Source organism: Paractinoplanes pyxinae, from assembly GCF_026626335.1.
GTDB classification, from domain to species: Bacteria; Actinomycetota; Actinomycetes; order Mycobacteriales; family Micromonosporaceae; genus Actinoplanes; species Actinoplanes pyxinae.
Map to the genome: position 1 here is coordinate 547,722 of NZ_JAPNTZ010000001.1, position 26,805 is coordinate 574,526.

At 71.6% G+C, this 26,805-nt stretch carries 5 protein-coding genes; 4 read left to right on the forward strand and 1 reads right to left on the reverse strand.

The genetic code is table 11. The features are described 5' to 3' along the window. The 4 genes from OWR29_RS02415 to OWR29_RS02430 are packed head-to-tail and all read left to right on the forward strand — an operon-like array spanning nucleotide 1 to nucleotide 26,280. Complete coding sequence (locus tag OWR29_RS02415) at nucleotides 1–4,164, forward strand: non-ribosomal peptide synthetase (protein WP_267560614.1); 4,164 nt, start codon at nucleotides 1–3, stop codon at nucleotides 4,162–4,164. Then, nucleotides 4,161–14,435, forward strand: coding sequence for a non-ribosomal peptide synthetase (locus OWR29_RS02420; protein WP_267560615.1), 10,275 nt, complete (start codon nucleotides 4,161–4,163; stop codon nucleotides 14,433–14,435). The genes OWR29_RS02415 and OWR29_RS02420 overlap by 4 nt, the downstream gene beginning before the upstream one ends. Beyond that, the gene (locus OWR29_RS02425; RefSeq protein ID WP_267560616.1) at nucleotides 14,432–26,074 is read left to right on the forward strand and encodes a non-ribosomal peptide synthetase; all 11,643 of its coding nucleotides are present in this window, start codon (nucleotides 14,432–14,434) and stop codon (nucleotides 26,072–26,074) included. The genes OWR29_RS02420 and OWR29_RS02425 overlap by 4 nt, the downstream gene beginning before the upstream one ends. After that, nucleotides 26,071–26,280, forward strand: a complete 210-nt coding sequence (locus OWR29_RS02430; RefSeq protein ID WP_267560617.1) for an MbtH family protein — start codon at nucleotides 26,071–26,073, stop codon at nucleotides 26,278–26,280. Before OWR29_RS02425 ends, OWR29_RS02430 begins: the two co-directional genes overlap by 4 nt. Here OWR29_RS02430 and OWR29_RS02435 read toward each other — a convergent pair. Beyond that, nucleotides 26,277–26,714, reverse strand: coding sequence for a hypothetical protein (locus OWR29_RS02435; RefSeq protein ID WP_267560618.1), 438 nt, complete (start codon nucleotides 26,712–26,714; stop codon nucleotides 26,277–26,279). The genes OWR29_RS02430 and OWR29_RS02435 overlap by 4 nt on opposite strands. Nucleotides 26,715–26,805 lie beyond the last annotated feature (91 nt).

Consider the following 26,805-nt stretch of genomic DNA (forward strand, 5'->3'; position numbering starts at 1 on the left):
ATGCTGCAGATCCTCGGCGAGCACACCAGCGGCGGACCGTTGACCGTCGCGCCGGCCACGTTCCCCGACGTCTTCGCGACCGTCGTGCGCCGTGACCCCGACGCGGTGGCCGTGGTGTTCGAGGACACCGAGGTCAGCTACGCCGAGCTCGACGCGCGGGCCAACCGGCTGGCCCACGCCCTGCAGGCGCGCGGCGTGGGACCGGACAAGGTGGTCGGGCTCGCGGTGCCGCGCTCGGTCGACATGATCGTGGCCGAGCTGGCCGTGATGAAGGCGGGCGGCGCCTATCTGCCGCTCGACCCGGCCGACCCTGCCGAACGCCTCGCTTACCTGGTCGGAGACGCCAAGCCGGTCTGCATGGTGACGACGCCCGAGCTGGAGGACCGGCTGCCCGCCGGCCCGCGACTCCTGATCGGCGAAGCGACCAGTTACCCGGCAAGTGAGCCGGAACGCCCGGGACTGAAAGTCGAGAACGCCGCGTACGTCATCTACACCTCAGGCTCGACCGGACGCCCCAAAGGCGTTCTGCTCACCCACACCGGCGTGGCCAAGCTGATGTCCACCGGCTACGAGCGCTTCGGCATGACCCCCGACATCCGCGTGCTGCACTTCGCCTCGCCCAGCTTCGACGTCGCGTTCTTCGACCTGTGCCTGGCCCTGCTCAGCGGCGGCCGCCTGGTCATCGTGCCGGCCGAGCGCCGGGTGGCCGGGACGGCGCTGACCGAGTACGCCATGAAGCACCGCACCAACTTCATGATTCTGCCGCCGGCGCTGCTGGCCGCCCTGCCCGCCGAATGCGAGCTGCCGCCGGGCATCCTGCTGGCCGGCACCGAGCGCGTCTCGCCCGAGCTGGTCGCCCGCTGGGCCCGCGGCCGTCGCATGTTCAACGCGTACGGCCCGACCGAGGCCACGGTGAACTCGACACTCGGCGAGTGCGACCCGGACCGCGCCGAGGGCTCGTCCGTGCCGATCGGCCGGCCCGACCCGGCCACCGAGGCGTACATCCTCGACGGCGAGCTGCGGCCGGTCGGCCCTGGTGTCACCGGTGAGCTCTATCTGGCCGGGCCCGGTCTGGCCCGCTGCTATGTGAACCGGCCCGACCTGACGGCGGAACGGTTCCTGGCCGACCCGTTCGGGCCGGCCGGCGGGCGCATGTACCGCACCGGCGACCTGGCCAGCCGGCGCGAGGACGGCCGGATCGACTTCCTGGGCCGGGTCGACGACCAGGTGAAGGTGCGTGGCTACCGGATCGAGCTGGGCGAGATCGAGTCGGTGCTGGCCCGCCACCCGGGCGTCGGGCAGGTCGCCGTGGTGGTGCGTGACCAGCGGCTGGCCGCGTACGTCGTGCCGGCCACCGACGCCGCGCCCGAGGAGAAGGCCGAGACCCAGGTCGCCGAGTGGAAAGAGCTGCACGAACTGCTCTATCAGGCGGGCCGGGTGGAACGCTTCGACGAGAACTTCACCGGCTGGAACTCGAGCTACGACGGCTCGCCCATCCCGCTCGACGAGATGCGGCAATGGCGTGACGCGACGGTCGCCCGGATCCGGGAGCTGGAACCGCGGCGGATCCTCGAGATCGGCGTCGGCAGCGGCCTTCTGCTGTCCCGGCTCGCGCCGGATGTCGAAAGCTACTGGGGTCTCGACCTCTCCGAAGAGGCCATCGAAACCTTGCGAGGCGCGGTCACGGATCTGCCGGGCGTCGAGCTGCGCGCTCAGCCGGCCCACGACCTGAGTGGCGTGCCGGAGGGCTTCTTCGACACCGTCGTCATCAACTCGGTCGCGCAGTACTTCCCGAGCGCCGACTATCTGGCCGGCGTGCTGCGGTCGGCCGCCGCCAAGCTGGCGCCCGGCGGTCGTGTGTTCGTGGGCGACGTACGGAATCTGCGGCTGCATCGCGAGCTGCTGGAAGGCATCCACGGACCGGACGGCGTCGAGGAGGCCGAGAAGGCGGAGAAGGAGCTGCTGCTCGACCCCGACTTCTTCACCACGCGGCCCGAGTTCCCGTCGGCCGAGGTGCTGGTCAAGCGCGGCTCCTACGACAACGAACTGAGCCGTTTCCGATACGACGTAGTGCTGTCTACTGTGGAAGCCGAGCCCGCGCCGGCCGAACGCCTTGGCGGCCCGGAGCTGCTGGCCGAACGCCCGCAGAGGTTGCGCGTGACCGGCGTGCCCCGCCGCCCCGGAACAGTGGAGGAGTTCCACGCCCTCGCGGCGGACCACGGTTACCACGTGGCGGTGACCTACGACGGCTCCTCGGCGCGCGGCGACCTGGACGTCGTGTTCCAGCTCGGCGGACCACCGACCGGCGCCTACCGCCCCGGCGGCTTCCCGCACGCCAACAGCCCGGCCGCTTTCACCGACCCGGCCGCCCTGACCAAGGCTCTCCGCCTGCACGCCGAATCGTGGCTGCCGGCCTACATGGTGCCGACCGGCTGGGTGCAGCTCGACGCGCTGCCCGTGCTGACCAGCGGCAAGCTCGACCGGGCAGCCCTGCCCGCACCCGACTTCGCCGCGCTGGCCACCGGAACGGCCGCCCGCAACGCGCGCGAGCAGCTGCTGTGCGACCTGTTCGCGGATGTTCTGGGCGTGCCCGGCGTGGGCATCGACGACGACTTCTTCGCGCTCGGCGGCGACAGCATCGTCTCGATCCAGCTGGTGCTGCGGGCCCGCGCGGCCGGCCTGGTCTGCACGTCGCGGCAGGTGTTCGAGCACCGGACGCCGGCCGCGCTGGCCGAGATCGTCACCGAGCTGGACAGCAAGCCTCGCGAGCAACCCGACGACGGCGTGGGTGACGTGCCGTTCACCCCGATCCTGCACTGGCTCGACCAGACCGGCGGCGCGTTCGAGGCGTTCAGCCAGTCGATCGTCCTCACCACCCCGATCGGCGCGACGGCCGAGCGGTTGCGGTCGACGCTCGACCTGCTGGCCGACCGGCACGACCTGCTGCGTTCGCGGTGGATGCGCGAGGAACGCGTTCTGCGCGTCGCGCCGCGCGGCGAGCACACCGACTGGCTCACGGTCGCGGCGCCGGGCGCGTCGGTCGAGGCCGAGGAGCAGGCGGCAGCCGGTCGCCTCGACCCGTTCGGCGGTGTCATGGCCCAGGCCGTGTGGTTCGAGGCGGAGCGGAAACTGTTGCTGGTGCTGCATCACAGCATCGTGGACGGGGTCTCGTGGCGCGTGCTGCCGGCCGACCTGGCCACCGCCTGGACTTCGGGCGCCTTGGAGCGTACGGGAACCTCGTTCCGCCGCTGGGCGCTCGACCTGCGTTCGGCGGCCGGTGACCGAGCGGGCGAGGCCCCGCTCTGGGAGGGCATCCTGAGCGGGCCCGATCCGGCTCTGTCGGTGCGCCCGTTGCGGCCGGTCGACGACCTGGAATCGGTGGCCCGTCACACCGTACGGCTGAAGACCGCGACCACCGAGCCGGTCATCACGAGCGTCCCCGCCGCCTTCAACGCCGGCATCAACGACGTCCTGCTGACCGCACTCGCTCTGGCCGTGGCCGAGTGGCGCGACAGCGACGAGCCGTCCGTGCTGATCGCGCTCGAGGGCCACGGCCGCGAGGAGCAGGTGGTGCCGGGGGCCGACCTGAGCGCGACCCTGGGCTGGTTCACCACCGTCTTCCCGGTGCGGCTGAATCCCGGCGACGCCGACCGTTCCGAAGCCCTGGCGGGCGGGCCGGCCGCCGGCATCGCGCTCAAGCGGGTCAAGGAACAGCTGCGCGCGATCCCGGATCGCGGCATCGGCTACGGGATGCTGCGCTATCTCACGTCTTCCCTGGCGGCTTCCGCGGCGCCGCAGATCAGCTTCAACTACCTCGGGCGGTTCACGACGACCGACGGGGACTGGGCGCCGGTCGCCGGTCACGGCATCCTCGCCGGCGGCTTCGACCTCGGCATGCCAGTCGCGCCGTACACCCTGGAAATCAATGCGTACGTCCAAGACACCGCAGCCGGGCCGGAGCTCGGCGTCACGTGGGCCTACCCGCGTGAGCTGATCAGCGACGAATCGGTGGCCCGCTTGGCCGCCGGGTGGTTCGCCGCGCTCGAGGCCTTGGTGGCGCACGCCCGCGGCCCGGCCGCCGGCGGTCTCACGCCGTCCGACCTCACGCTCGCGCTGAGCCAGGACGAGATCGACGAGTTCGAATCCGAATGGGAGCTTTCGTGACCGCGCCCGCCGGCCTGGCCGACGTTCTGCCGCTCACCCCGCTGCAAGAGGGCCTGCTGTTCCACACCCAGCTCGCCGCGGACGGCCCGGACGTCTACACCGGACAGCTGACGCTCGACCTGTGCGGCCCGCTCGACGCCGATCGGCTGCGCGCGGCCGGACAGGCCCTGCTTGACCGGCGGCCCAACCTGCGAGTCGCCTTCCGCCGCCGCAACAACGGCCAGGCCGCCGCGCTCGTGCCGCGGCAGCTCGCCCTGCCCTGGGCCGAGCTGGAACTGACCGAGGACGAGCTGCAGGCCTTCCTGGACGAGGATCTGCGCCGCCGCTTCGACCCGGCGCAGGCGCCCCTGCTGCGGATGACCCTCGTACGGCTCGGATCCGACCGCCACCGGCTGGTCTTCACCCATCACCACCTGCTGCTCGACGGCTGGTCGGTGCCGCTCGTGCTGGATGAGCTGATTGCTCTCTACCGCGGCGACGAGCTGGCGGAACCGGCCGACTTCCGGGCCTATCTGGCCTGGACCGCGGCCCAGGACAAGCCGGCCGCCGAGACCGCCTGGCGCGATGCTTTGGCCGGGCTGGACGGGCCGACGCTGGTCGCCGGGCAGCCGCCGGCCCGGGCCGTGGTGCCCGACCGGATCCTGCGTGACCTGCCGGCCGACCTCACTGCTCGCCTGGTGGCGCTGGGCCGGGCTCGCGGGCTTACGTTGAACACCATCGTGCAGGGCGCGTGGGGCATCGTGACCGGCGCGCTGACCGGCCGCGACGACGTGGTGGTGGGCGCGACAGTGGCCGGGCGGCCGCCCGACCTGGCCGGCTCGGACACGATGATCGGCCTGTTCATCAACACCATTCCCGTCCGGATCGGGCTCGACCCGGCCCGGCCGGCGGTGGACGCGCTGCGGCGGCTGCAGGACGGTCAGGCCCGGCTCATGGACCACCAGCACCTCGGGCTGGCCGAGATCCAGCGGCTGGCCGGGCACGGCGAGCTGTTCGACACGCTGACCGTGTTCGAGAACTACCCGCTCGGCGCCTCGCTGCCCGACGCGGGCGACTTGCGGGTGGCCAGGGCCGAGATCCGGGACTGCGCCCACTATCCGCTGACGCTGACCGCACGGCCGGGCGAGCGGCTGCACCTCGACCTCGAATACCGCGGCGACCTGTTCGACGCGGCCGCCGCCGGGACGCTGCTCGACCGGCTGACGACCGTGCTGACCGCGCTGTGTGACGCGCCGGACAGTCCGTTGGGCCGGATCAGCGTGCTCGCGCCGGGGGAGCGGGAGACGATCCTGCGCGGCTGGAACGACACGGCCGCCCCGACTGCGGACACGACGATCAGCGGGGTGCTCGCGGATCTGGCCGTGCGCACGCCGGATGCGGTCGCCCTGAAGACCTCGGACCGGGTATGGACGTACGGGGAACTGGAAGCCTGGGCGGCCGGGCTGGCCGGAACGCTGCGCGCGCGGGGCGTCGGCCGGGGCGACCGGGTGGCGCTGGCGTTGCCGCGGGCCCTGACCGTGCCGGCGATCTTCGGTGTTCTGCGGGCGGGGGCGGCCTATCTGCCGCTGGACCCGGAGCAGCCGGCCGAGCGGATCGCCGGGATGCTGGCCGACGCGGAACCGGCTCTGCTGCTGACCGTAGGGGCGGATCCCGCGCCGGGTTGGGCGGGCGAACGGCTGACCGAACTGCTGATGGGTACGCCCGTCGAGCACGAAACGGCCGGGCCCGACGATCCGGCGTACGTCATCTTCACCTCCGGGTCGACCGGGCGTCCCAAGGGTGTCGTCGTGCCGCACCGGGGCATCGTGAACCTGCTCGGCGGCCACCGCGCTTCCCTGATGGCCGGCCCGCACCGCCGCGCCGCGCACACGACGTCGTTCACCTTCGACGCTTCGTGGGAGCCGCTGTTGTGGATGCTGGCCGGGCACACCGTGGACGTGCTGGACGCCGACGTGTACCGGGATGCGGGGGCTACGGTCGGGCACCTGCGGAAGCACGGCATCGACGTGCTCGACGTGACGCCGACCTATCTGCGTGAGCTCATCCCGGCCGGGGTGCTCGACGCGGGCCTGAGCGTCCTTCTGGTCGGTGGCGAGGCGATCGATCCGCAGCTGTGGGCCCAGGTCTGCGCGGTTCCGGGTTTGGCTTGCCACGACCTGTACGGGCCGACCGAGGCCTCGATGGACGCCTACGGCTGGCACGGCCCGGCGCGGGAACCCTACCGGCTGGCCAACGTGCGCACCTACCTGCTCGACGCGGCGCTGCGGCCGGTGCCGGTGGGGGTGCTCGGTGAGCTTTATGTGGCGGGGGAGGGGCTGGCGCACGGCTACCTCAACCGGGCCGGGCTGACGGCGGAACGCTTCGTGGCCGACCCCTTCGGTCCAGCGGGCGCGCGGATGTACCGCACAGGCGATCTGGCCCGATGGACCTCTGACGGCGTGCTGCAGTTCGCGGGCCGGGCCGACGCCCAGGTGAAGGTGCGCGGATTCCGTATCGAGCTGGGGGAGATCGAGGCCGCGCTGGGCGGTCAGGCCGCCGTGGTCGTGCGCGACGGGCGTCTGGTGGCCTATACCGTCGGCACGCCCAAGGATGTGCGCGGCGTGCTGCCGGACTACATGGTTCCGGCGGCCTTCGTCGAGGTCGACGCGCTGCCGCGGACGGTGGCCGGCAAGCTCGACGTGGCCGCTCTGCCCGATCCGGACTTCTCCGTCCTGAGCGGCGGCCGGGCCGCCCGGAACACCCGCGAGCAGCAGCTGTGTGACCTGTTCGCCGAGGTGCTGGGCCTGCCCACCGTGGGCATCGACGACGACTTCTTCGCGCTGGGCGGGCACTCGCTGCTCGTCATGCGGCTGGCGAGCCGGGTGCGCGCGGTGCTCGGGGTCGAGCTCCCCGTGCGCGCGGTGTTCGACACTCCGACCGTGGCCGGGCTGTCGCCGTCGCTGACCGGCTCGACGCGGGCGCCGCTGGTGCGTGCGGAACGGCCGGCGCGGATCCCGTTGTCCTATGCCCAGCAACGGCTCTGGTTCCTCTACCGCCTGGAGGGCCCGAACCCGACCTACAACATGCCGATCGCTTGGCGGCTGCGCGGCGCCCTCGACCGCGACGCCCTGGCGGCTGCCGTAGGCGATGTGGTCGCCCGGCACGAGACGCTGCGCACGGTCTTCGCCGAGGACGAGGACGGCTCGTACCAACGGATTCTGCCCGCCGAGTCGCTGCCGATCCCGGTCGAGGACATCGCCGAAGCCGATCTCGCCGGCCGCTTGGCCGAGATCGGGGAGTACGGCTTCAAGCTCGATGCGGAGCCGCCGTTGCAGGTGCGGCTCTTCCGGCTCGGGCCCGACGAGCACGTGCTGCTCCTGCTGATGCACCACATCGCCGGCGACGAGTGGTCGGACGTGCCGCTGCGCCGGGATCTGGTGGCCGCCTACACCTCCCGCTGCGCCGGTTACGCTCCCGCGCTGGCGCCGCTGCCGGTGCAGCACGCCGATTTCGCGCTGTGGCAACGCGATCTGGCGCTCGACGAGCAGATCGAGGGCTGGCGTACGGCGCTGTCCGGGCTGCCGGAAGAACTCGAGCTGCCGGCCGATCGTCCCCGCCCGGCCGCGGCCAGTTATCACGGCGACGTGGTCCGGTACGACCTGCCGGCCGATGTGACCGCGCAGCTGCGGGATCTGGCCCGGTCGACCGGCACGTCGATGTTCATGGTCGTGCAGGCCGCGGTGGCGGTGTTGCTGACGAAACTCGGTGCGGGCACGGACATTCCGCTCGGCTCGCCGGTCGCCGGGCGGCCCGATCAGGCCGTGGACGATCTGGTCGGCTTCTTCGTCAACACGCTCGTTCTACGCACGGACACGTCGGGTGACCCGTCGTTCCGGGAGCTGCTGGGACGGGTGCGCGAGACTGACTTGGCCGCCTTCGACCGGCAGGACGTGCCGTTCGAGCACCTGGTCGAGGCGATCAATCCGGTGCGGTCGCTGGGCCGGCACCCGCTGTTCCAGACGATGGTGTCGTACCTCGGCGAGGCCGACCGGGCCTGGCACCTCGGGCGGCTGCGGGTCGAGACCGAGCACGTACGCCAGCAGGTCGCCATGTTCGACCTGTCCTTCGACTTCTTCGAGACCCGGGACGGTGTACGGGGCGAACTCGAATACGCCACCGACCGCTGGAACCGCGACTCGGCCGAGACCCTGGTCGCCCGGCTGGGCCGCGTGCTCGCCGCGATGGCGGCCGACCCGTCGGCGCCGATCGGCCGCACCGACGTGCTCGATCCGGCCGAGCGGGCCCGCCTCCTCAGTTTCGAAGCAACGGAAACGCCTGCGGGCACCATCGTCGAGCTCTTCGCGGCTCAGGTGGCAGCGACTCCCGAGGCGAGCGCGCTGGTTTCCAACGGCCGGTCGTGGACCTTCGCCGAGCTGGACGACTGGAGCTCGCGCCTGGCCGGAAGCTTGGCCGCGCACGGCGTCGGGCCGGGCGACCTGGTCGCGCTGGCCACCGCACGCCCGCTCACCGTGCCGGCGCTGCTCGGCGTGCTCAAGGCGGGCGCGGCCTATCTGCCGCTCGACGCGTACCAGCCGTCGGCCCGGATCGCGGCCATGCTCGACGACGCCAAGCCGGCCCTGCTCGTGACGACCGCCGGTTCCGACCTGGCCTGGAGCGGCGCTCGCGTGGTGGTCGGTGACGCCGCCCCGGCCGCCAAACCTTTGCCACCGCGCCGGATCGACCCGCTCGACCCCGCGTACGTCATCTACACCTCGGGCTCGACCGGCCGGCCCAAGGGTGTCGTGGTGCCGCACCGGGGCATCGCCAACCTGTTCGCCAGCCACCGCCGCACGCTCATGCCGGGGCCCAAGCGGCGGGTCGCGCACGTCGCCTCGTTCACCTTCGACGGGTCCTGGGAGCCGCTTATCTGGCTGCTCGACGGACACGCGCTGCACGTGCTGGACGATGACGAATACCGGGACGCGGCGGCCCTCGTGCCGTTGCTGCGCTCGCAACGCGTCGACGTGCTCGACGTGACGCCGACCTACCTGCGCGAGCTGATCCCGGCCGGGGTGCTCGAGGCGGGGTTGAGCGTGCTGCTGGTCGGGGGCGAGGCGATCGATCCGCAGCTGTGGGCGCAGGTGTGTGCCGTACCGGGCCTGGCCTGTCACGACCTCTATGGGCCGACCGAGGCGTCGGTGGATGCCTATGGCTGGCACGGCCTTCCCCGTACGCCGTATCAGCTCGACAACGTGCGGACCTATCTGCTGGACGACGCGCTGCAGCCGGTGCCGCCCGGCGTCCTCGGCGAGCTTTACGTGGCTGGGGAAGGGCTCGCGCAGGGCTATCTGAACCGGGCCGGGCTGACGGCGGAGCGGTTCGTGGCCGACCCGTACGGTCCCGGCCGGATGTACCGCACCGGTGACCTCGCTCGCTGGAACCGGGCGGGCGCCCTGGAGTTCGCCGGGCGCGCCGACGGTCAGGTGAAGGTCCGCGGCTTCCGGATCGAGCTGGGCGAGATCGAGGCCGCCTTGGGCGGCCAGTCGGCGGTCGTCGTGCGCGACGGGCGGTTGGTGGCCTACACCGTCGGTTCCTACAACGACGTACGCGGTGTCCTGCCGGACTACATGGTCCCGGCGGCCTACGTCCCGGTCGACTCGCTGCCGCGGACGGTGGCGGGCAAGCTGGATGTGGCCGCGCTGCCGGACCCGGACTTCTCCGGTCTGTCGAGCGGGCGGGCGGCCCGGAACACCCGGGAGCAGCAGCTGTGTGATCTGTTCGCCGAGGTGCTGGGGCTGCCTTCGGTCAGCATCGACGACGACTTCTTCGCCCTGGGCGGGCACTCGCTGCTCGTCATGCGTCTTGCGGGGCGGGTACGGGCGGTGCTGGGCGTCGATCTGCCGGTGCGCGCCGTGTTCGATGCTCCGACGGTGGCCTCGCTGGCGCCGTCGCTGACCGGGTCGACGCGGACGCCGCTGGTGCGGCAGGAGCGGCCGGCTCGCGTGCCGCTTTCGTATGCGCAGCAACGGTTGTGGTTCCAGTACAAGCTCGAGGGGCCGAACCCGACCTACAACATCCCGATCGCCTGGCGGCTGCGCGGCGACCTCGACCGCACCGCGCTGGTGGCGGCCGTCCGCGACATGGCCGACCGGCACGAGACGCTGCGCACCGTCTTCCCCGAGGTGGACGGGACGCCGTACCAGCACCTGCTCGACGCCTCGGCGGTGCCGGTGGCCTTCCACGACGGGCCGTTCGACGACTCCGCGGCCGAGCACACCTTCGAGCTCGACCGCGAGGCGCCGCTGCGGGTCGACGTGTACGCGGTCGCGCCCGGCGAGCACGTGCTGCTCCTGCTGCTGCACCACGTCGCCGGAGACGAGTGGTCGGAGGAGCCGCTGCGGGCCGAGCTCGCCACCGCGTACGAGGCCCGCCGAGCCGGCCGCGCGCCGCAGTTCCCGCCGCTTCCGGTGCAGTACGCCGATTTCGCTCTGTGGCAACGGGATCTGGCGCTCGACGAGCAGATCGAGGGCTGGCGTACGGCGTTGGCCGGGCTGCCCGAGGAGCTGGAGCTCCCGTCCGACCGGCCCCGACCGGCCGAGGCCAGTCACCGGGGCGAGCTCGTGGAATTCGCCGTTCCCGGCCCGGTCGCCGAACGCCTGCGCGCCCTGTCCCGCGGCACCGGAACCAGCCTGTTCATGGTCGTGCAGGCCGCCGTGGCCGCGCTGCTGACCAAACTCGGTGCGGGCACGGACATTCCGCTCGGCTCGCCGGTTGCGGGCCGCCCGGACGCGGCCGTCGACGACGTGGTCGGCTTCTTCGTCAACACGCTCGTTCTGCGCACGGACACGTCGGGCGACCCGTCGTTCCGGGAGTTGCTGTCCCGGGTGCGCGAGATCGATCTGGCCGCCTTCGACCGTCAGGACGTGCCGTTCGAGCACCTGGTCGAGGCGATCAACCCGGTGCGGTCGCTGGGCCGGCATCCGCTGTTCCAGACGATGGTGTCCTACCTGCCCGGCGGTGGTGACACCTGGCGGCTGGGCGACCTGGACGGGCGGCCCGAGCCGGTCGGGCATCGCGCGGCCATGTTCGACCTGTCCTTCGACTTCACCGACGCGCCCGGCGGCGGCATCGACGGCACCCTCGAGTTCGCCACCGATCTGTTCGACGCCGACACCGCCCGGACGTTCGTCGAGCGCCTGCAACGGATTCTGGCCGCCGACCCCGCGCTGTCGCTCAGCCGGATCGACGTCCTCAGCGCGGAGGAGCGGTCCCGTCTGCTTTCCGCGCCGGAAACACAGGTCGCCGGCGGCAGCATCGTCGACGCTTGGAAGCAGGCGATCCGCGACGGCCGGGCTCTGGTCTCGAGCGGCCGCGAGTGGACGTTCGCCGAGCTGGACGAGTGGTCGGACCGGCTCGCCGCCATGCTGGCCGGGCGGGGGATCGGCCGGGGTGACCTGGTCGCGCTGGCCACGCCACGCCCGCTCACCGTGCCCGCGATCCTCGGCGTGCTCAAGAGCGGCGCCGCGTACCTGCCTCTGGACGACGCCCACCAGCCGCCCGAGCGCATTGCCGCGATGTTCGACGACGCTCGGCCCGCTCTGGTGCTGACTACAGCCGGCCGCGTGGTGCCCGAGGGCCCGGATCGGCTGCTGCTGGACGATCCGAGGTTGTTCGACGGGCCGACGGGAACCCCGGCCGCGCCACTGGCGGGCGATCCCGCGTACGTCATCTTCACCTCGGGATCGACCGGGCGGCCCAAGGGCGTGGTGGTGCCGCACCGCGGCATCGTGAACCTGCTCGCCACGCATCGCAGCCGCCTGATGAAGGGCGCCGGTCGCCAGGCCGCCCACGCCGCCTCGTTCACGTTCGACGGCTCGTGGGAGCCGATGCTCTGGATGTTCGCCGGGCACACACTGCACGTGCTGGACGACGACGAGTACCGCGACGGAGAGGCACTGATCGGGTACGTGCGCCGGCACGGCGTGGACGTACTCGACGTGACGCCCACTTACCTGCGTCAGCTGATCCCGGCCGGGGTGCTCGAGGCGGGGCTCAGCACCATGCTGGTCGGTGGTGAGGCCATCGATCCACAGCTGTGGGCTCAGATCTGCGCCGTGCCGGGTCTCGACTGCTACGACCTGTACGGGCCGACCGAGTCGTCCGTCGACGCGTACGGCTGGCACGGCCCTTCCCGTACGCCGTATCAGCTCGACAACGTGCGGACCTACCTGCTGGACGACGCGCTGCAGCCGGTGCCGCCGGGTGTTCTGGGTGAGCTCTATGTGGCCGGGGCCGGGCTGGCCGACGGCTACCTCAACCGGGCCGGGCTGACGGCGGAACGGTTCGTGGCCGACCCGTACGGTCCCGGCCGGATGTACCGCACCGGTGACCTGGCTCGGTGGAACCGGGCAGGGGCGCTGGAGTTCGCCGGGCGCGCCGACGGCCAGGTGAAGGTGCGCGGCTTCCGGATCGAGCTGGGCGAGATCGAGGCCGCCCTGGGCGGACAGGCCGCTGTCGTCGTGCGCGACGGACGGTTGGTGGCCTACACCGTCGGTTCCTACAACGACGTAAGGGGTGTCCTGCCGGACTACATGGTTCCGGCGGCCTACGTCCCGGTCGACGCGCTGCCGCGGACGGTGGCGGGCAAGCTCGATGTGGCGGCTCTGCCGGATCCCGACTTCTCCGCCCTGTCGAACGGCCGTTCGGCGTCCAACACGCGCGAGCAGCTGCTGTGCGACCTGTTCGCCGAGGTCCTCGGGCTGCCGCAGGTGGGTGCGGATGATGACTTCTTCGCGCTCGGCGGCGACAGCATCGTCTCGATCCAGCTGGTCAGCCGGGCCCGGGCGGCCGGTCTGGCCATCAGCCCGCGCGACGTGTTCCGCCACAAGACTCCGGAGGCGCTGACCCGCGAGGTCGCCGTCGAACCGGTGGTGGTCGAGGACCCGAGCGAGGCGTGGGGGAAGGCGCCGTTGACGCCGGTGATGCGGTGGCTGTTCGATGTGGACGGACCGATTCGTGGCTACAGCCAGTCGATGCTGCTGCGCGCCCCGGACGGGCTCACCGCCGCGCGGCTGACCGAGGTGCTGCAGGCGGTGGTCGACCGGCATGATCTGCTGCGGGCCCGTATCACGGCCGACGGCGTCGACATTCCCGAGCCGGGTGCCCCGATCGAGGTTGTCACCGAGCAGGCATACGAGGAAAGCAGTTTGCCGGCGATTGCCGCGGCCGCCCGCGATCGGCTCGATCCGGCCGCCGGCGTGCTGCTGCAGGCGGTGCTGCTGAACCCGGGGCACGTGCTGCTCGTCATTCACCATCTCGCGGTCGACGGTGTCTCGTGGCGGATCCTGCTGCCCGACCTGGAAGCGGCTTGGGAGGGGAAGGCGCTGGAGCGGGGCGGCACCTCGTTCCGTCGCTGGGCTCGGGAGCTCGAGCGGCTGGCGGCCGACCCCCGCACGACGGCCCAGACACCGTACTGGGAAGAGGTTCTGGACGTCCCGGCCTTCACCGAGCGGGCGCTCGACCCGGCGCGGGACACGGTCGGCACCAGCGAGGTATTCGCTCTGATCCTGCCGCCCGAGGAGACGGCTCCGCTGCTGACCAGCGTGCCGGTCGCCTTCCACGCCACCGTCAACGACGTGCTGCTGAGCGGGCTGGCTCTCGCGTTGCGCGGCTGGAACGGCGGCGGGCTCATCATGCTCGAGGGCCACGGCCGCGAGGAGCACCTGGTCGAGGGGGCGGACCTTTCCCGTACGGTCGGCTGGTTCACCACCGAATATCCGGTGCGCCTGGACCTCGGGCTCGAAGACGGCGGCGACGCTCTCAAAGTCGTGAAGGAACGGCTGCGGGCGGTGCCGGACAACGGGATCGGCTTCGGACTGCTGCGCCTGGACGCCGTACGGGGAAAGCAGTTGATCGGTTTCAACTACCTCGGCCGATTCGCGGCCGGGGATGCCGCCGACGCGCCCTGGCAACCCGCCGGCGAGGGGTGGGGCGGCGGCGCCGACGACGCGATGCCGGCCGACTATCCGTTGGAAATCAACGCCACCGCGGAGGACCACGCCGACGGTCCCCGCCTCAACGCCACCTTCACCTGGCCGCGCGGCCTGCTCAGCGGCGAGCGGGTGCACGAGCTGGCCGACCGCTGGCGGGCTGCGCTGCGGTCGCTGGCGGCCGAGCAGGACGCGGGCGGGCACACGCCGTCCGACCTTGACCTGGTCTCGCTCAGCCAGGACGACATCGACAGTTTCGAGGCCGAGTTCGCCGACCTCGACGCCTCGTGGGAGACGCAGTGACCGCCAAGAAGTCCGGGCTCGAGGATGTCCTGCCGCTGACGCCGCTGCAGGAGGGCCTGCTGTTCCACGCCCTCTACGACGGCGATGCGCCGGACGTCTACACCGTCTCGATGACCCTCGAACTCGCCGGGCCGCTCGACCCCTCGCGGCTGCAGGCGGCCGGGCAGGCGTTGCTGGACCGGCACGCGAATCTGCGGGCGGGTTTCCGGCGTACGGCCAAGGGAACCACGGTCGCGGCGATCCCCACGCGGGCGCGGCTGCCTTGGACCATTCACGATGTGTCCTCGGTAGCGGAGGCTGAGCGCCTGGTCGAGGAGGATCGGCAGCAGCGCTTCGACATGGCCCGGCCGCCGCTCGTGCGCATGATGCTCGTGCGGCTCGGCCCGGAGCACCACCGGCTCACCATCGCCCACCACCACATCCTGCTCGACGGGTGGTCGGCGCCGCTGATGGTGAAGGAACTGCTCGACCTGTACTCGCGACCGGGATCGCTGCCGCCGGTGGCGCCCTACAAGGCATACCTGGCCTGGTTGTCCAAATGGGACAAGAAGGCGGCCGCCGAAGCGTGGCGGCAGGCCTTGGCCGGGCTGGACGAGCCGACCCGCATCGCTCCGGCCTCGACCTCGGCCGGCGTGCCCGATCCGGTGGGAACCGTGCTCGACTCGTCGTTGAGCGCTCGCCTCACCGGGCTGGCCCGGTCGCACGGTCTGACTCTGAACACCGTTGTGCAGGCGGCGTGGGGGCTGCTGCTGGCCCGCACGATCGGGCGCGACGACGTCGTCTTCGGCGCCACCGTCTCGGGCCGTCCGCCGCAACTGCCCGGGGTCGAGTCGATGATCGGGCTGTTCATCAATACCGTTCCGGTACGGGTCCAGGTGCGGCCCGAGGAGTCGGTGAGCACGCTGCTCCGGCGCCTGCAGGACGAGCAGGCCGCCCTCATCGAGCACCAATACCTGGGACTGGCCGACATCCAGCGGCTGGCCGGGCAGGGCGAACTGTTCGACACGCTGACCGTGTTCGAGAGCTACCCCAGCGACGACGGCGACCCGGTGCCCGGGCTGAGCGTCACCCAGATCGACGACCAGGACGCCACGCACTACCCGCTCGTGCTGATCGCCGACCCCGGCGACCGGATCGGGCTGGAGATCCGCTACCGCGCCGATGTCGTGCCTTCGTCGCAGGCGTCGGCGCTGCTGGGCCGGCTCACCCGCATCCTCGAGGCGTTCGCCGCTGACCCGGCCGTGCCGGTCGGGCGGATCAGCCTGCTCGACCCGGCCGAGCGCGCGACCGTGCTGGGAGAGTGGGCGGGCAGCGTCGAGGGGATCTCGCTGACGACGTTCCCGCAGCGGTTCGCCGAGATGGCCGCGGAGTTTCCCGGGCACACGGCCGTCGTGCTCGGCGACGAACAGGTCAGCTACGCCGAGTTGGACGCGCGCTCGGCCCGGTTGGCGCGGGCGCTGGCCGCCCGTGGGGTGGGGCCGGGGGATGTCGTCGCGGTGGCGCTGCCGCGGTCGACCGACCTGGTCACGGCGTTGGTGGGCGTGCTCCGGTCGGGTGCGGCCTATCTGGCGCTCGACCTGGACTATCCGGCCGACCGGCTCGCCTACATGATCGAGGACGCGCGGCCGGTCTGTGTCGTGTCGCATACGGCGGTTCCCGGCGGGCTGCCCGTGATCGACGTGGCCTCGGACGGCGACGCTGTTCCCACGGAGCCGGGCCTGCTCGACGCCGCGTACGTCATCTACACCTCGGGGTCGACCGGCCGGCCCAAGGGCGTCGTGATGACCCACGAGGGCGCGGCCAAGCTGCTCGCCACCCAGCAGCGGCGGCTCGGGCTCGACGAGACCACACGCAGCCCGCTGTTCGCGTCGCCCAGCTTCGACCTCGCGTACTGGGAACTGTGCTGGGCGCTGCTGTCGGGCGGCACCCTGATCGTGGTGCCGGCCGGGCTGCGCGTGCCCGGTGCGCCGCTGGTCGACTACCTGACCAAGCAGGAGATCACGCAGGTCGCGCTGCCGCCTTCGGTGCTGGGCGCGCTGCCGGCCGGCGTGGAACTGCCGCAGGGCATCACGCTGATGGTCGGCACCGAGGAAGTGCCGGCCCGGCTGGTCGAGCGTTTCGCCACCGGGCGGCGCATGTTCAATTGCTACGGCCCAACCGAGACCAGCGTCAACGCCACGCTGTACCAGGTGCCGCCGACGGTGGACGGCAGTGTGCCGATCGGCTTCCCGGATCCCGGCCAGACCGCGTACGTGCTGGACAGCGGCCTCAATCCCGTGCCGCCGGGGACGGTGGGGGAGCTGTACCTGGGCGGGCTGGGGCTGGCGCGCGGCTACCTCAACCGGCCCGGCCTGACCGCCGAGCGTTTCCTGCCCGATCCGTTCGGTCCCGCCGGGAGCCGCATGTACCGCACGGGCGACCTGGTGCGGTGGAATGCTTCCGGCGCGCTGGAGTTCGTCGGGCGGGCCGACCACCAGGTGAAGATCCGCGGCTTCCGGGTCGAGCTGGGCGAGATCGAGGCCGTGGTGGCCCGCCAGCCCGGCGTCGACCAGGCCGCCGTCGTGCTCCGCACCGACAACGGCGTCAAGCGCATCGTCGCGTACGTCGTAGGCCGTGACTCCGCCACCGACGCGAATGCCCAGCGCTCGGAGGGTTTCTACCCGGGCGCGCAGCGGCTCGACGGCTTGGGCGTGGATGCGCAGCGGGCTGGCGGCGCCGACCCCGTCGCGTCGAGTTTTGATCTGCGCGCCGGAGTGGCCGCGGTGCTGCCCGACTACATGGTGCCTTCGGCGTTCGTACGGCTGGACGCGCTGCCGGTGTCGGTCAACGGCAAGCTCGACCGGAACGCGCTGCCCGCCCCCGAGTTCGGCTCGGCCGCGGGCGGCCGCCAACCGCGCACCCCGCGCGAGAAGCTGCTGTGCGACGTCTTCGCCGACGTGCTGGGTGTCGCATCGGTCGGCATCGACGACGACTTCTTCGCCCTGGGCGGCGACAGCATCATGTCGATGCAGCTGGTCGGCCGAGCCCGAGCCGCCGGCCTGGTCCTCACCCCGCGCCAGGTCTTCCAGAACCGCACACCGGCCCGCCTGGTAGCCGTGGCCGGCACGGTCTCGACCGCCGACGCCGTACCCGCGGCCCTGTCGCTGGTCACCCTCACCGACGCCGACCGCCGCGAGTTGGCCGCGCTACCCGGCGAGGCCCGCGAGGTGCTGCCGCTCTCCCCCTTGCAGAGCGGCCTGCTATTCCACACCCTGCTCGACGACGCCGGCCCCGACGTCTACACCGTCCGCATGGTCCTCAACCTGACCGGCCAGATCGACCCCGCCCGCCTACGCGAGGCCGCCCAGGCCTTGCTGAACCGCCACGGCAACCTGGCCGCCTCGTTCCACAACCTCACCTCCGGCACCGCCGTAAGCGTCATCCCGACTTCACCCAACCTGTTCTGGACCGAAGCCGACGTAACCGGGGACGATCAGGCCTGGGAGCAGTTGCTCGCGGAGCAGGGGCGGCGGTTTGATCCGGCAGTCGGGCCGCTCGTGCGGTTCGCGCTTGCTCGGACTGGGCCTGCGGAGCATCGGCTGGTGATCACGATGCACCACCTGTTGTTGGATGGGTGGTCGCGTGGGCCGTTGATGAGCGAGTTGTCGGCGCTCTATCGGTCGTTGGACGCGCCGTCGAGTGTTCGGCCTTATCGGGACTACCTGGCCTGGCTGGCTGGGCAGGACCGGCGGGTGGCTGAGCAGACTTGGGCTTCCGCGTTGCGAGGGCTCGCGGAACCGACGCGGGTTGCGCCGGTTGAGGGGCAGCTGGCAGCGCTTGCGCCATCGGTCGTTGAGGTTGCGCTGAGCGAAGAGCGGACGGCTGCGCTGACGGCGCTGGCCCGGGCTCGTGGCCTGACGCTCAACACTGTGGTGCAGGCGGCTTGGGCACTGTTGCTGGCCCGGCTCACCGGGCGCGATGACGTGGTGTTCGGGGCTACGGTGTCCGGCCGTCCCGCTCAGCTGCCCGGCGTGGAGGACATGATCGGGCTGTTCATCAACACCGTTCCGGTACGGGTTCGGCTGCGCGCCGAGGAATCGGTGCGCACACTGCTCGAGCGTCTGCAGGACGAGCAGTCCGCGCTCATGGAGCACCAATACCTCAGCCTGAGCGACATCCAGCGGGCGGCCGGCGGCGGCGAGCTATTCGACACGCTGCTGGTGTTCGAGAACTACCCCGACAACGAGGACGACGGCGACGACGGCGGCCTGCCCATCACCGGCACCGACGGCCACGACGCCACGCACTACCCGCTGACGCTGATCGCCGAGCCCGGCGCCACACTGCGCCTGGCCGTCGAATACCGCTCGGACTTGTTCGAGGACGCCCACGCCGCCCGCCTGGCCGACGCCCTGAAAAACATCGTCGACGCGCTCGCCACCGGCCTGGACGCCCCCGTAGGCCGGATCGGCCTGCTCCCCGCTCTGCCCGCGGGCGGCCAGGGCCTGATCGTCGAGACACCCGCCACGACGCTGCCGGAGCTGCTGACCGAGCAGGCCGCCGCCACACCGGACGCCGTCGCCCTGACCGGCCCCAACGGAACCACCCTGACCTACCGCGAGCTGGACGAACGCACCGACCACCTCGCCCACGTGCTCGCCGCCGTCGGCGCCGGTCCCGAGACGGTCGTGGCGATCGCCCTGCCGCGCTCGGTGGACCTGGTCGTCGCCATCCACGCCGTCGAAAAGTCCGGCGCCGCCTACCTGCCTCTCGACCTCGACCACCCGCGGGCCCGCCTCGACTCCATGCTCGCCGACGCCCAGCCGGTCGCCCTGATCGCCACCGACCCCACCCTCTTCGACGGCCCAGTCATCGAGCCAACCGCCACAAGCACTTCGCTCAACGTCGAGCAACATGCGAGCGATTCGCTCAACGTCGAGCAGCAGGTGAACGGTTCGCTCGACACCGAGCAACAGGTGAACGGTTCGCTCAACGTCGCGCAACAGGTGAACGGTTCGCTCAACGTCGCGCAACGTGCGAGCGATTCGCTCGACACCGAGCAACAGGTGAACGGTTCGCTCAGCGCCGAGCAGGACGTGAGTGGTTCGCTCAACGTCGCGCAACGTGCGAGCGATTCGCTCAATACCGAGCAACAGGTGAGCGATTCGCTCAACGTCGAGCAGCAGGTGAGCGGCTCGCTCAACGTCGCGCAGCAGGTGAGCGATTCGCTCATTGTCGCGCAACAAGTGAGCGGTTCGCTCAACGCCGTGCAGGACGTGAGTGGTTCGCGCAAATCGATGACTGCTCTGCCGGGGCCGCGGGATGTGGCGTATGTGATCTATACGTCGGGGTCTACCGGGAAGCCCAAAGGTGTGGCGGTTGAGCACGCGGGCATCGTCAATCGGTTGCGGTGGATGCAGGCTGAGTATGGGTTAACCGCGGATGATCGGGTGTTGCAGAAGACGCCGGCTGGGTTTGACGTGTCGGTGTGGGAGTTTTTCTGGCCGCTCATCACCGGGGCCTCGCTTGTGGTGGCTCGGGCCGACGGGCACCGCGACCCGGCCTACCTGGCGGAGCTGATCCAGCGCGAACGCGTGACGACGGTCCACTTCGTGCCGTCCATGCTCGCCGCCTTCCTGGGCGAGCCAGCCGCGGCTGCCTGCACCTCGCTTCGCCGGGTTATCTGTAGCGGGGAAGCTCTGCCGTCGGCCCTCGCCGAGCGTTTCCGGGAGCTGCTGCCGAACGCCGAGCTGCACAACCTCTACGGGCCTACTGAGGCCTCGGTCGACGTGACCTCATGGCGAGCCGGGCCCGGCGCGGGTGAAGTGGCGGCGTCCTTTGGCGCCACGTCGGAGCCGGTTGGGCGCAAGGCGGAGGAGTCCGTTGGCGTCATCTCGGAGCTGGTTGGGCGCGGGGCGGAGGAGTCCGTCGGCGTCGGCTCCGGGGTGGCTGAGGCGTCGGGCGGGGTCGGACGGAGCACTGTGCCCATTGGTGGGCCGGTCTGGAACACCCGCGTCACTGTTCTTGACGCCTTTCTGCGGCCCGTGCCGGTTGGGGTGCCGGGGGAGCTCTATCTCTCCGGTGTTCAGCTGGCCCGTGGCTATCGGGGGCGGCCGGGGCTGACGGCTGAGCGGTTCGTGGCTGATCCGTTCGGGGGGCCGGGCGAGCGGATGTACCGCACCGGGGATCTGGTTCGCTGGGTGGCACCGGGGGTCCTCGAGTTCTTGGGGCGCGGCGATGGGCAGGTGAAGATTCGCGGGCTTCGGGTTGAGCTCGGCGAGATCGAGGCTGCCCTCACGGCTCAGGCCGGCATCGACACGGCGGTCGTTCTGCTTCGCGAAGACCGGCCGGGTGTGGCGCATCTGGTGGCGTACGTCATCGGCAGTAAAGCCGTTGATGAGCCGGCGCTTCGGCGGGTGTTGCCGGATCACATGGTGCCGTCGGCTTCTGTTCGGCTGGACGCGCTGCCGGTGTCGGTCAACGGGAAGCTTGATCGGGCCGCGCTGCCGGCGCCCGACTTCGCCGCCGCCTCGGGTGGTGCGGCTGCGCGCAACCCGCGGGAGCAGCTGCTGTGTGACCTCTTCGCCGAAGTGCTGAGCGTGCCGACCGTGGGCGTCGACGACGACTTCTTCCGGCTGGGCGGCGACAGCATCATCTCGATCCAGCTGGCGGGGCGAGCGCGGGCAGCGGGGCTGTCGCTCACGCTGCGGCAGATCTTCCAGCTGCGTACGCCGGCCGCGTTGGCCGCCGCGGCCGGGGCCGCATTCACGGCTGAGGCCGGCGAGGGCTCGCTGATCGAGCTGACCGACGCCGAGACGGCCGAGATCGCGGGGCTCGGCATCGACGTGGCCGAGGTGCTTCCGCTCTCCCCGCTGCAGGCCGGTCTTCTGTTCCACGCCTCGTTCGACGACGGCGGGCTCGACCTCTACACCGTCCAGATGGTGTTCGACCTGCCCTCGTCCATCGAGCCCAACCGGCTGCGGGCGGCGGCCCAAGCCCTGCTGCAGCGGCACGCCAACCTGCGGGCCTCGTTCCACCAGCTCGGCTCGGGCCGTCCGGTGGCCGTGGTGGCTCGCGCCGCCGCACTCCCGTGGTCCGAAGCGGATCTCTCGAAGCTGGACGAGCGCGAGACCGACGAAGCCTGGCAGCAGTGCCTCGCCGAGGAGGGGCGCCGCTTCGACCCGGCCGTCGCCCCGCTGCTGCGGATGATGCTCGTGCGTACGCGTAACGGCTACCGCCTCGTGCTCACCCACCAGCACATGCTGCTCGACGGGTGGTCGCGCGGCCCGCTCATGGACCAGCTGGCCGCCCTCTATGCGGGCACCACCGACGCCGATCCCGTGCCCTACCGCGACTTCGTCGCCTGGCTGGCCGCCCAGGACCGCACCGCCGCCGAGGAGGCGTGGCGCACCGCGCTCGACGGGGTCGTGGACGCCACCCGGCTCGCCCCGGCCGACCCGCAGCGCGAGCCGCTCGTGCCGTGGCTGATCGAGCAGGAACTGCCGGCCGACGTGACCACGGCCCTCACCGCGCTGGCCCGTTCACGTGGCCTCACTCTCAACACGTTGGTGCAGGCGGCGTGGAGCATCGTGCTGGGTCGCCTCACCGGCCGCGACGACGTCGTCTTCGGCGCGACCGTCTCGGGCCGGCCGGCGCAGCTGCCGGGCGTCGAGCGCATGATCGGCCTTTTTATCAACACCGTTCCGGTACGGGTCAAGCTGGACCCGGCCGAAGCGGTGCTCAACCTGCTGGACCGCGTGCAGGAAGAACAGTCCTCCCTGCTCGACCACCAGTACCTGGGCCTGGCCGACATCCAGCGCCTGGCCGGCGCCGGGGAGCTGTTCGACACCCTGCTGATCGTCGAAAACTACCCCGACCGCTCCGAAGATGGCTTCGAGGACGCGGCCGAGGCCGGCGGCCGCGACGCCACGCACTACCCGCTGACCTGGGTGATCGACCCCGGCGAGCAGCTACGGGTGGGCCTCGAGCACCGCCCCGACCTGTTCCCGGCCCCGGTCGCGACCCGGATCGTCACGGCGCTCACCACGGTGCTCACGGCCTTCGCGACCGACCCGACGCGCCCGATCGGCCGCCTCGATCTGGTACCCGGCCCCGCTCACCCGGCCGCCGAAACGAACGGCTTCGCTCAGTCCGCCGCCGAAACGAACGGCTTCGCTCAGTCCGCCGCCGAAACGGACGGCTTCGCTCAGTCGGTGGTTGAAACCGACGGCTTCGCTCATCCTGCGGTTGAAACGGACGGCTTCGCTCAGTCTGGGGTCAAAGCGGACGGCTTCGCTCAGTCGACGGTTGAAACGGACGGCTTCGCTCATCCTGCGGTCGAAACGAGCGGCTTCGCTCAGTCCGGGGGCGAGGTGAACGGCTTCGCTCAGTCCGGGGACGAGGTGAACGGCTTCGCTCGGTCGGTGGCGGAAGTGAACGGCGGGGAAGGCGTCGAGGACCGTGCGGGCTGGAACCTGCCGGCGCCCGCGGTCGGTGAGGACCTGACGATCGCGCAGATCTTTGAACGGCAGGCGGCCGAATCGCCGGATGAGCTCGCGGTTGTGTGCGGGGGCGTGCGCTGGACGTTTGCCGAGCTGAACCAGCGCGCCAACAAGCTTGCTCGGCTGCTTGTGTCTCGGGGGGCCGGGCCGGAGGACGTCGTTGCGCTGGCTATGCCGCGTACGGCGGACGCCATCGCGGCTATCTTGGCCGTCCTCAAGAGTGGGGCCGCCTATCTGCCGATCGATCCCGCGTACCCGAAAGCTCGTCGCGAAGCCATGATTGAGGACGCCCGGCCGCTGCTGGTGGTGGGCGTCGACGGCCTGCGCGTGGATGACGCGGCCGTGATCACGCAGCCGGGGCACAACATCGGCGACGACGAGCGGGTTCGGCCGGCCAAGGCCCAGCACCCGGCGTACGTCATTTACACCTCCGGCTCGACCGGGCGGCCCAAGGGTGTGGTGGTCACCCACCGCAACCTGGTCAACCTGTTCCGGAGCCACCGCGAGCAGCTGCACCGGCCCGCCCAAGTCCGCACCGGACGTCGCCACCTGCGGGTCGGGCACGCCTGGTCGTTCGCCTTCGACGCGTCCTGGCAGCCGCAGCTGTGGCTGCTCGACGGCCACGCCCTGCACATCGTGGACGAGCAGACCCAGCGTGACCCCGAGCGGCTGGCCCGGCAGATCCGTGACGAGGGCATCGACTTCATCGAGCTCACCCCGTCGCACTTCGCGCAGGTGGCCGAGGCCGGGCTCATCCGCGACGGCCGCTGCCCGCTCGCGGTGGTCGGTGTCGGCGGTGAGGCGATCCCGCCGGCTCTGTGGGCTCGCCTCGGCAGCCTGCCGGGGACCGAGGCCTTCAACCTGTACGGGCCGACCGAGGCCACCGTGGACGCGCTGTCGGCGCGGATCGCGGACTCCCCGGCGCCGGTGATCGGGCGCGCTGTCGGCGGGGCTCGTGCTTATGTGCTCGACAACGCGCTGCGGCCCGTGCCGACTGGGATCGCGGGTGAGCTATACGTGGCCGGGGAAGGGCTGGCGCGCGGCTATCTTGGCCGTCCGGGGCAGACCGCCGAGCGGTTCGTCCCCGACCCGTACGGGCCAGCCGGAAGCCGCATGTACCGCACGGGCGACCTGGTGCGCTGGACCGAGCAGGGTCAGGTCGAGTATCTGGGCCGGGTCGACGAGCAGATCAAGATCCGGGGCTACCGGGTCGAGCTGGGCGAGATCGAGTCGGTGCTGGCCGCCCGGCCGGGGGTGGCCGAGGCTGTGGTTCTCGCCCGCGCCGACCGGCCGGGGGTGCACCTGCTTGCCGGTTACGTGGTGGCCCCGGAGAATTTCGACCTTGACGCGCTGCGGAAGTCCATCGCCGACGAGCTGCCCGACTACATGGTTCCGTCGGCCCTGATCCGCCTCGATCGGCTGCCCACGCTGGCCAACGGCAAGATCAACCGAGCCGCGTTGCCCGCACCGCAGGTGGCGGCGGCGGGTGAGGGCCGGGCGCCCGAGAGCGAGCGTGAGCGCACCCTGGCCGATGTCTTCGCTACCGCGCTGGGTGTGCCCGCGGTCGACGCCGAGACGGACTTCTTCCTGCTCGGCGGGGACAGCATCGTGGCCATGCGGCTGGTCGGGCTGGCCCGCGCGGCCGGGCTGCGGGTCACGCCGAGGCAGATCTTCGCCGAACGTACGGTGGAAAGTCTCGCTCTGGTCGCCACGGCGGCCGTGCCGTCGGAGGACCGGGCGGGCGACGGCATCGGCGCCTTCCCGCTGACGCCGGTGATGCGCTGGCTCAGCGAGGTCGACGGGCCGACCCGGGGCTTCAACCAGTCCGCGGTCGTGCAGGTGCCGGCCAACCTCGGCTGGGAGCCGCTACTGACCGCCCTGCAGGCGCTGGCCGACAAACACGACATGCTGCGCGCCCGCCTGACCCCGCCGAAAGCGAACGCCGGCAACGAAACCGCCGGCAACGCGAACGCCGGGGACTGGATCGCCGAAGTTCTCCCGGCGGGCTCGTCGCGGGCCGAAGACTGGACCACGCGGGTCGACGTGACCGGCCGCAACATGTGGGAAGCGGTGGCCACGCAAGCGAAGATCGCCCAGGCCGGACTCGATCCGGCGACCGGGACGATGATCCGGGCGGTGTGGTTCGACGCCGGACCCTCCGCGCCCGGACGGCTTCTGCTGCTGGTGCACCACCTGGCCGTCGACGGCGTCTCGTGGCGGGTCCTGCTGCCCGAGCTGGGCGCGTTCTGGCGGGACGCCGTGGCCGGCCGCACCCCCGACATCACCCCCACGGCGACCTCGTTCCGCCGCTGGGCGACCGGCCTGGCCGCTCAGGCCCTCGACCCGGCCCGCGTCGCCGAGCTGCCCATGTGGACCGAGATCGTCGGCAAGGGCCAACCCCTGCCCGTACGCCGCCCCCTCGACCCCTCGGTCGATGTCGCCGCTACGCTGCTCGACCTGTCGCTGGCGCTGCCCGTCGACGTCACCGAGGCGCTGCTCACCCGGGTGCCCGCGGCGCTCGGCGCGACCATCAACGACGTGCTGCTGGGCGCGCTCGGCGTGGCCGTCACGCGCTGGCGGGGCGGGGACGCCGTACTGGTGGCCCTGGAAGGACACGGCCGCGAGGAGCATCTGGTGGCCGGGGCCGACCTGTCCGGCACGGTCGGCTGGTTCACCAACATCTTCCCGGTCTGCCTCGACACGTCCGGCATCGACGTCGAGGGCGGGGGACCGGCCGTGGCTGCCGCTGTGGAACGCGTACGCGGGAATTTGGCTTCTCTGCCCGACAACGGTATGGGATACGGGATGCTGCGCTACCTCAACCCCGCGACCGGCCCGCAGCTGGCGGCTCTGCCGCACCCGCCGATCCAGTTCAACTACATGGGCCGGTTCGACTTCCCCGAGACCGTCGACTGGGAGTACGCGCCGGAGGCCGAGGCGGCCGAGAACGGCGCCGACGACGGCATGCCGGAGACGTACGAGCTGGTGGTCAACGCCCAGACCGAGGACCGCGCCGGCGGCCCCCAACTCACCGCCACCTGGGCCTGGCCGTCGGCCGTCCTGACCGAGGAGTCGGCCGGCGCCCTGGCCCGCGGCTGGTTCGACGCATTGCAAGAGCTGGCGGCCCACGTCAGCGACAACCCCGAGGAGAACCGATGAGCACCAACCCGTTCGACAACGCCGACGGCGCCTTCCTGGTGCTGGTCAACGACGAGAACCAGCACAGCCTGTGGCCGGTCTTCGCCGAGGTCCCGGCGGGCTGGCGTACGGTCCACGGCCCCGCGCCGCGGCCGGAGTGCGTCGATTACGTCAACACCAACTGGACCGACATGCGCCCGCAGAGCCTGATCGACGCCGATCGTTAGGGAGCCAGCAAGCGGCCGAACTGCGCCGACAGCAAAGCCCCGCTGTGGCCGACGGCGGCGAAGGTACGGTCGGGCCCGAGCGCCTGCCGCAGGGTGACCGTCACCTCGCCGTTGTCAGTCTTGCTGTCCGCGCTGAGCACCGACGCGGGCGTGATGGTGGCGGCCGGGCCCCGGTCACGTTCGCGGGCGCCCTCGATCAGCCACCAGATCAGCCCGGCGGCGCTCACGGCCAGCAGCACGGCGCAGACGATCCAGAGCACGAGACCCACGGTGGTGGCGACCAGAGCGAGGCCGGCCGCCAGGATCAGCCCGCCCGCGCCCAGCTTGGCCGCCTGCTGCCGGGCCGGCCGCACCTCGTGCACCTCGACCTCGTCCGGGGTGAACAGCAGGGTCACGACCTGCCCGGTCTCGGTGCGCACGCGGGGAACTCTCACCCCGGAAGCCTAGAACCTCTTTTCATTCCTGCCGGATGAGGACCGGCCGGATCGCGGCGGGGACGCTCGGGGCGGCATTTGTGTGCTTACC

What these genes read in the sequence shown, in the direction of transcription:
- OWR29_RS02415 (WP_267560614.1), top strand. Translation starts at nt 1, where the DNA reads ATGCTGCAGATCCTCGGCGAGCACACCAGCGGCGGACCGTTGACCGTC.
- OWR29_RS02430 (WP_267560617.1), top strand. Translation starts at nt 26,071, where the DNA reads ATGAGCACCAACCCGTTCGACAACGCCGACGGCGCCTTCCTGGTGCTG.